The 6,588-nt window shown below is 46.9% G+C and carries 7 protein-coding genes; 4 read left to right on the forward strand and 3 right to left on the reverse strand.

What is annotated here, in order from left to right; genetic code table 11:
• Nucleotides 1-432 (forward strand): Crp/Fnr family transcriptional regulator (locus tag JX312_RS07415; protein WP_204457562.1); only part of this gene is annotated, 432 nt, incomplete at its 5' end.
• Nucleotides 433-535: 103 nt separating this feature from the next.
• Here JX312_RS07415 and lpxA read toward each other — a convergent pair.
• The 3 genes from lpxA to lpxD all read right to left on the reverse strand — a co-directional run bounded on the left by lpxA (nucleotide 536) and on the right by lpxD (nucleotide 3,764).
• Nucleotides 536-1,309 (reverse strand): acyl-ACP--UDP-N-acetylglucosamine O-acyltransferase, encoded by a 774-nt coding sequence (lpxA, locus tag JX312_RS07420; RefSeq protein ID WP_123404611.1) that lies wholly within the window; start codon nucleotides 1,307-1,309, stop codon nucleotides 536-538.
• Nucleotides 1,310-1,315: 6 nt separating this feature from the next.
• Complete coding sequence (locus JX312_RS07425; protein ID WP_204457565.1) at nucleotides 1,316-2,698, reverse strand: bifunctional UDP-3-O-[3-hydroxymyristoyl] N-acetylglucosamine deacetylase/3-hydroxyacyl-ACP dehydratase; 1,383 nt, start codon at nucleotides 2,696-2,698, stop codon at nucleotides 1,316-1,318.
• 67 nt (nucleotides 2,699-2,765) lie between these two features.
• The gene (gene lpxD / locus JX312_RS07430) at nucleotides 2,766-3,764 is read right to left on the reverse strand and encodes a UDP-3-O-(3-hydroxymyristoyl)glucosamine N-acyltransferase (protein WP_204457563.1); all 999 of its coding nucleotides are present in this window, start codon (nucleotides 3,762-3,764) and stop codon (nucleotides 2,766-2,768) included.
• Between the two features lie 117 nt (nucleotides 3,765-3,881).
• Here lpxD and mce point away from each other — a divergent pair, with 117 nt between their 5' ends.
• From mce to JX312_RS07445, 3 genes are all read left to right on the forward strand, one after another.
• Nucleotides 3,882-4,301 (forward strand): methylmalonyl-CoA epimerase, encoded by a 420-nt coding sequence (mce, locus tag JX312_RS07435; RefSeq protein WP_123404606.1) that lies wholly within the window; start codon nucleotides 3,882-3,884, stop codon nucleotides 4,299-4,301.
• Between the two features lie 95 nt (nucleotides 4,302-4,396).
• The gene (locus JX312_RS07440; RefSeq protein WP_204457564.1) at nucleotides 4,397-5,950 is read left to right on the forward strand and encodes an acyl-CoA carboxylase subunit beta; all 1,554 of its coding nucleotides are present in this window, start codon (nucleotides 4,397-4,399) and stop codon (nucleotides 5,948-5,950) included.
• A gap of 15 nt (nucleotides 5,951-5,965) precedes the next feature.
• On the forward strand, nucleotides 5,966-6,577 hold the full coding sequence (locus JX312_RS07445; protein ID WP_123404602.1) for an OadG family protein: 612 nt from the start codon (nucleotides 5,966-5,968) through the stop codon (nucleotides 6,575-6,577).
• Nucleotides 6,578-6,588: the final 11 nt, after the last annotated feature.

A 6,588-nucleotide genomic window follows, 5' to 3' on the forward strand; every position in this document is an offset into this window, starting at 1 on the left:
AACTTCGCACGCGAACCATATGTCTCGACGGCTGCTGCTTTCGAACCTTCTGTAATAGGCATAATTCCCATGAAAATTGTTGAAGATCTCGTCCGCCAGAACAATGACCTCGCCATGTTCTTTATTCATGAGCTCTCCCGCAATCTGGGTGGTGCCGATACCAAGATAATCAATCTTACTCAGAAACATATCCGCGGTCGTCTTGCAGAATCTCTTCTACTTCTCGCAGACAACTATGGTTACGAAGATGATGATTCGACATTGAAGATATACATGAGCCGTGAAGATCTTGCGAATCTATCGAACATGACAACTTCCAATGCAATCAGAACGTTGATGTCTTTTGTCAATGAGAAATTGATTCTTGTTGACGGCAGGAGAATAAAAATTATAAACGAACCTCAGCTCAGGAAAATTTCCAAATTCGGATAAGATATAGACGTTCCAAATAACGGTATAAATATGCTACAGCCTCGGAATGCACGTTAGACGATAACATTCCGAGGCTGTTATTTTAAGATATTCTGCTATGACATCAGATTACAGAACGTATGATTCCTCTGTCAGAATGTAACACAAACTGAACAATTTCATTCCGTATTTCAGATGCCGGAATCTTTTCTTCTATGAGTTTGACAGCATTTGTTACATTGAGATCACTCATATACAAGATGCGATATATATCTGCTATATGACGCACTTCATCTTCAGAGAAACCGTTCCTGTGCAATCCGACTGTATTGAGTCCCACATAAGAGATTGGATCACGCGCAGCCTTTACGAACGGGGGAATGTCTTTGTTTACCAACGCCCCTCCCTGTAGCATGATATTCCTTCCGAGATGACAGAACTGATGGATAAGACTTCCGCCGCCAATCACAGCTGCATCGTCTACAACCACTTCGCCGGCAAGCTGAGAGGCATTGGACATTATCACACGATTGCCGAGACGGCAATCATGCGCCACATGGCAGTATGCCATGATAAGACAGTTCTGCCCGATACGGGTCTCCCCTTTTGACGCTGTGCCTCGGTTCACGGTTACACACTCTCGCAGAGTGGTTCCATCGCCTACATAGGCGTAAGTCTTCTCTCCCTTGAATTTCAGATCCTGAGGAATTCCGGACACTACGGCACCGGGGAAGATCCTTACATTATTACCGATTCTTGCTCCCGGAAATATTGTGACATTTCCGTGAATCTCGCAATTGTCTCCGATCTCGACATCCTCATGGATGTTGGTGAAATTTCCTATCGATACGTTCTGCCCTATCTTTGCATCAGGATGGACACTATATAGATTTGCCATTTTTTCTTATTTGTTTTTTATGATCTGCGCCATAAATTCCGCCTCACAAACTATCTTCTCTCCGACGAAGGCATAACCCTTAACCATCGCGNATCCGCGACGTATCTCCGTTGTCAAAGCGACACTTAGAATTAGAGTATTTCCCGGAACAACTTTCTGACGGAACTTGACATTGTCAATCTTAAGAAAATATGTTGAATACTTATCCGGATCCTCAAGATAATTCAACACAAGCACACCTGCTGCCTGAGCCATAGCCTCGACCTGCAGCACACCGGGCATTACGGGTTCNTGAGGGAAATGCCCTGTAAAGAACGGCTCGTTGACTGTCACATTCTTTACAGCCACACAGTGCTTCTGATCCATCTCTATGATTTTGTCTATAAGGAGGAAGGGATAACGGTGTGGAAGCAGTTTCTTGATACCGTTAACATCTATAAGCGGCGCGGCATTAGGATTGTAGAGCGGACTTTGCGCTTCCGTATGCTTCACCTCCTTGCGCACCATGCGCGTAAACTTGTTGTTTACAGTATGACCGGGACGAATGGCAACCACCCTTCCCTTTAGAGGACGGCCGATAAGAGCGAGATCCCCTATGATATCCATAAGTTTATGTCGTGCCGGCTCATTATCCCATGTAAGTGGCTTTGGATTGATATAGCCGAGTTTGCTGAGATGCATATGAGGCACTTTCACAATATCGCATATTTCATCGATCTTCTCCTGCGGTATCTCCTGATCATAGATTACAATCGCGTTATCAATATCTCCTCCCTTTATAAGGTTATAATTCAGAAGACCTTCTATCTCGCGCACAAATACGAATGTCCTTGCGCTGGCAACTTCCTGTTTGAATTCTGCAAGATCGTCAAGAACTGCGAACTGATTGGGAAGCACCGGAGAATTGTACTCGACCATGCACTCCACACTGAAACCATCGTCAGGATATATCGTAAGCATGGAACCGGACTCGTCTTTGAACTGAGTCTTTTCCTTTATTATGTAGAAGTCTTTGTCAGCCGCCTGCTCTTTAAGTCCTACACGCTCTATCTCGTTGACGTAAATGATGGCACTGCCGTCAAGAATAGGCAGTTCAGGACCATCGACCTCAATCAGACAGTTGTCTACACCTGCCGCATAAAGTGCCGCAAGAGAATGCTCTACTGTAGAAACCCGGACATCTCCTTTGCCCAGCACTGTGCCGCGCTGGGTATCCACTACATTCTCAGCCACGGCTGGAATTACAGGCCGATCCTCAAGATCCACACGACAAATACGGTAACCTGTGTTTTCAGGAGCCGGATTGAAAGTGGCTGTGATATTCAGACCCGAGTGCAAACCTTTCCCTTTTACGGAAAACGATTCGTTAAGTGTTAGCTGTTGCATAATCAATATGTTCAGACCGCAGGAATCCTGTCAGTGGATTTATTCCGCAGTATTATCATTTTATTTTTTGTTATTTCGTATTTTTAAATAATTCACCGAGACGCTTAAGATATACCTGGGTCTTCGCGAACTGGCGCAATCCGACTGCAGGATAGCCTATCAGTCTGTTTCCGTCACCTACATTGTTCGGGATACCGGACTGGGCACCGAACTGATTCATATTCCCGACATGTATATGACCGGCGAAACCGACCTGCCCGCCAACCTGATTGAAGTCGCCTATTTTGGTTGACCCTGCCACACCGACTTGCGCGGCAAATACATTACCGGTACCGATCTCCACATTGTGGGCGACCTGAATAAGATTGTCAAGTTTTGTCCCCTTGCCAATTCTGGTGGATCCGAATGTTGCACGGTCCACAGTGGTATTTGCGCCAATCTCCACATCATCGTCAATGACAACATTGCCGATCTGGGGTATCTTTTCATATGTGCCGTCGGGGCGCGGTGCGAATCCGAAACCATCGGCTCCTATGACTGCTCCCGAATGTATGATACACCCTTTGCCTATCACACAATCCTGATAGATACGCACCCCGGCACGAATCACACTTCCGTCACCTATTGTCACATTCTCGCCTATATATGACTGAGGATAGACCTTGACCCCTTTGCCAAGATGCACACCCTTGCCTATATATGCAAAAGCTCCTATATAAGCATCATCGGGCACAACGACTCCTTCTGCGATGAAACAAGGTTGTTCGATCCCTTGTGGTTTGGGACGCGTACTCTCCATCGCATTCATCAGATCCGCCAATGCCACATATGGATCTTTCACGCGGATCAAAACCGGCGAAACCGGACGCTCTGTTACAAAATCATCAGAGACCAGAACCGCAGAGGCTTCAGTCTCATAAATATAATGTGAATATTTAGGATTTGCTATAAATGTGACGTAACCGGGTGCAGCTTCCTCTATTTTGGCAAAGCCTGTTAGCCTTACATTCCCGTCGCCTTCAACCTTGCCGTCTATCAAAGAGGCGATCAGTTGCGGTGTTAGTTCCATGTAATCGAATTATGTTTTTGCAAAATTACAAAAAATTTATCATTTACACGAAAAAAAATTGCTATATTTGCACCAAATATTAAAAAGCAATCAAACTAACCTAAATACTAAACTTCAATGAAAATTTCACACATTGAACACATCGGAATAGCCGTTCCAAATCTGGAGGAGGCTATCAAGTATTATGAAAGCGTGTTGGGTCTCAAATGCTACAAGCAGGAAGTTGTTGAAGATCAGAAAGTGACAACAGCATTCTTTAAAGTTGGAGACACAAAGATCGAGCTTCTTGAGGCTACTACCCCTGAAAGCACGATTGCAAAATTCATCGAAAAGAACGGCGGTCGCGGTGGTATGCACCATATGGCATTCGCAGTTGAAGATGGCGTTGCAGAGGCTCTCGCAGAGGCTGAGGAGAAGGGCATCAAGCTTATCGACAAAGCTCCCCGCAAAGGCGCCGATGGTCTTCAGATAGCATTCCTTCATCCGAAATCGACTGAGGCTGTGCTTACTGAGCTTTGCGAAGACCCCAATAAATAATGACTTAACAAAAGACTCATTCCGTTTTTCTTACAACTTAAGACGCAACGGAATGGGTCTTGCCTTTAATACAATAATTTCAAACGCTATATATAATGAGCAAACAGGAAGAAAAAATCAGCCAGCTTATAGCAAAAAGAGCTGAAGCTCGTCTTGGCGGCGGCGAAAAAGCTATCGAAAAACAGCATCAGCGCGGCAAATACACTGCCCGCGAGCGCATCGCCATGCTTCTTGACGAGGGAAGTTTTGAAGAACTCGATATGTTTGTGACGCATCGTTCTACAAACTTCGGAATGGACAAGAAACACCCGCTCGGTGACGGTGTCGTCACAGGTTTCGGAACAGTGGAAGGTCGCCTGATATATGTTTTCGCACAGGACTTCACCGTGCTCGGCGGTTCTCTTTCAGAAACGATGGCACAGAAAATCTGTAAGGTGATGGATATGGCAATGAAGATGGGTGCTCCCGTCATCGGTCTTAACGACTCAGGCGGCGCCCGTATTCAGGAAGGTATCAACGCCCTTGCCGGCTACTCTGAGATATTCCAGCGCAATATCCTTGCTTCAGGTGTCATTCCCCAGATATCCGCTATCCTCGGTCCTTGCGCCGGCGGTGCGGTATACAGCCCTGCCCTCACAGACTTCACTATCATGACAAAGGGGCTGTCATACATGTTCCTCACCGGTCCTACGGTTGTCAAGACTGTAACAGGAGAAGACGTTTCTCAGGAAGACCTCGGAGGCGCATCGGTTCACTCTACCAAGAGCGGCGTGACTCACTTCGCAGCGGAATCAGAGGAAGAGGCGATTGCAATTGTGCGCAAGCTTCTGAGCTACATTCCCCAGAATAACCTTGAGGAAACTCCCCTTGTGGCTTGCACTGACCCGATCGACCGTCTGGAAGACAAACTCAACGAAATCATACCCGACAGCGCAAAACGCAGCTACGACATGTATGACGTGATCGGTGCCATTGTTGACAACGGTGAATTCCTTGAGATCCAGAGGGATTATGCCAAGAACATCATCATCGGTTTCGCTCGTTTCAACGGTCAGACTGTCGGTATCGTGGCAAACCAGCCGAAAGTTCTTGCCGGTGTGCTTGATTCCAACGCTTCACGCAAGGCTGCACGCTTCGTAAGATTCTGCGATGCATTCAATATTCCGTTGGTGACACTCGTTGACGTGCCCGGATTCCTCCCCGGTACCGGTCAGGAATACAACGGTGTGATTCTCCATGGTGCAAAACTCCTTTATGCATACGGAGAAGCTACAGTGCCTAAAGTAACTGTCACATTACGCAAGAGCTACGGCGGAAGCCATATCGTCATGAGTTGCAAACAGCTCAGAGGTGACGTGAACTACGCTTGGCCCTCTGCTGAAATCGCAGTAATGGGTGCCGAAGGTGCGGTAGGCGTGCTTTATGCCAAAGAGGCAAAGACTCACGAAAATCCGGCAGAATTCATCAAAGAGAAAGAGGAAGAATATCGTGAGCTCTTCGCTAATCCCTACAATGCGGCGAAATACGGTTATATCGATGATGTCATCGAACCGCGCAACACCCGTTTCCGCGTGATCAAGGCTCTCAACATGCTCGCCACAAAGAAACAGACTAATCCTGCCAAGAAACACGGCAATATTCCTTTATAATAAAACAGCACCAAAATGTTAAAGAAATATATTTTGAGTGCGGCATTTTGCGGTCTTATGCTCGCGGCGACTCCTGTCGCCGCGGCAGTTTCCGCTAATCCGCAGCAAGAATATACAGAAGTCTCCACTCAAGGTGAACAAACTGAGGCAGAGGGCGACTGGGTCGACTCCAAAGAGGTGAACACCGTGCAGATGAGCGAGGCTACGCGCAAGGCAATACAGGCTGAAAAAGCACGCAACGCGGCGGAAAACGACAGCAGCGGCGGAGCGATAACAATTATCGCAATGTGCATCGTGCTTTCCGCGCTTGTCATTCTCAGCATTCTTTTCCTTTGCTTCGGAAAGATTTCTACTGCTGTGATGAGCAGCAAGAAACGCAAGGCGCATGGCGTGACACCTGAAACATCAGAGGATCATCATGAGGAACTGGATTCAGGTGAGGTTATCGCGGCTATCGGCATGGCTCTTGCCGAACACTTCGGACAAGGTCACGACATAGAGGACACGATCCTAACAATCAAGAGAATGAAGAAATCCTACTCTCCGTGGAATTCAAAAATCTATAACATGCGCCATATTCCGGAGATTTCTCCGGCACGTGCCTCCCTGCGCAGACCATTGAAATAATTGCACCAGTC

It is taken from the genome of Barnesiella sp. CU968 (assembly GCF_905219685.1).
In the GTDB taxonomy this organism is placed as follows: domain Bacteria; phylum Bacteroidota; class Bacteroidia; order Bacteroidales; family Muribaculaceae; genus Lepagella; species Lepagella muris_A.

Excerpts from the sequence above, each read along its gene's own strand:
- lpxA (WP_123404611.1), bottom strand. The coding sequence starts at position 1,309 with ATGGCAAATCTATATAGTGTCCATCCTGATGCAAAGATAGGGCAGAAC.
- JX312_RS07440 (WP_204457564.1), top strand. The coding sequence starts at position 4,397 with ATGAGCAAACAGGAAGAAAAAATCAGCCAGCTTATAGCAAAAAGAGCT.
- mce (WP_123404606.1), top strand. The coding sequence starts at position 3,882 with ATGAAAATTTCACACATTGAACACATCGGAATAGCCGTTCCAAATCTG.
- lpxD (WP_204457563.1), bottom strand. The coding sequence starts at position 3,764 with ATGGAACTAACACCGCAACTGATCGCCTCTTTGATAGACGGCAAGGTT.
- JX312_RS07445 (WP_123404602.1), top strand. The coding sequence starts at position 5,966 with ATGTTAAAGAAATATATTTTGAGTGCGGCATTTTGCGGTCTTATGCTC.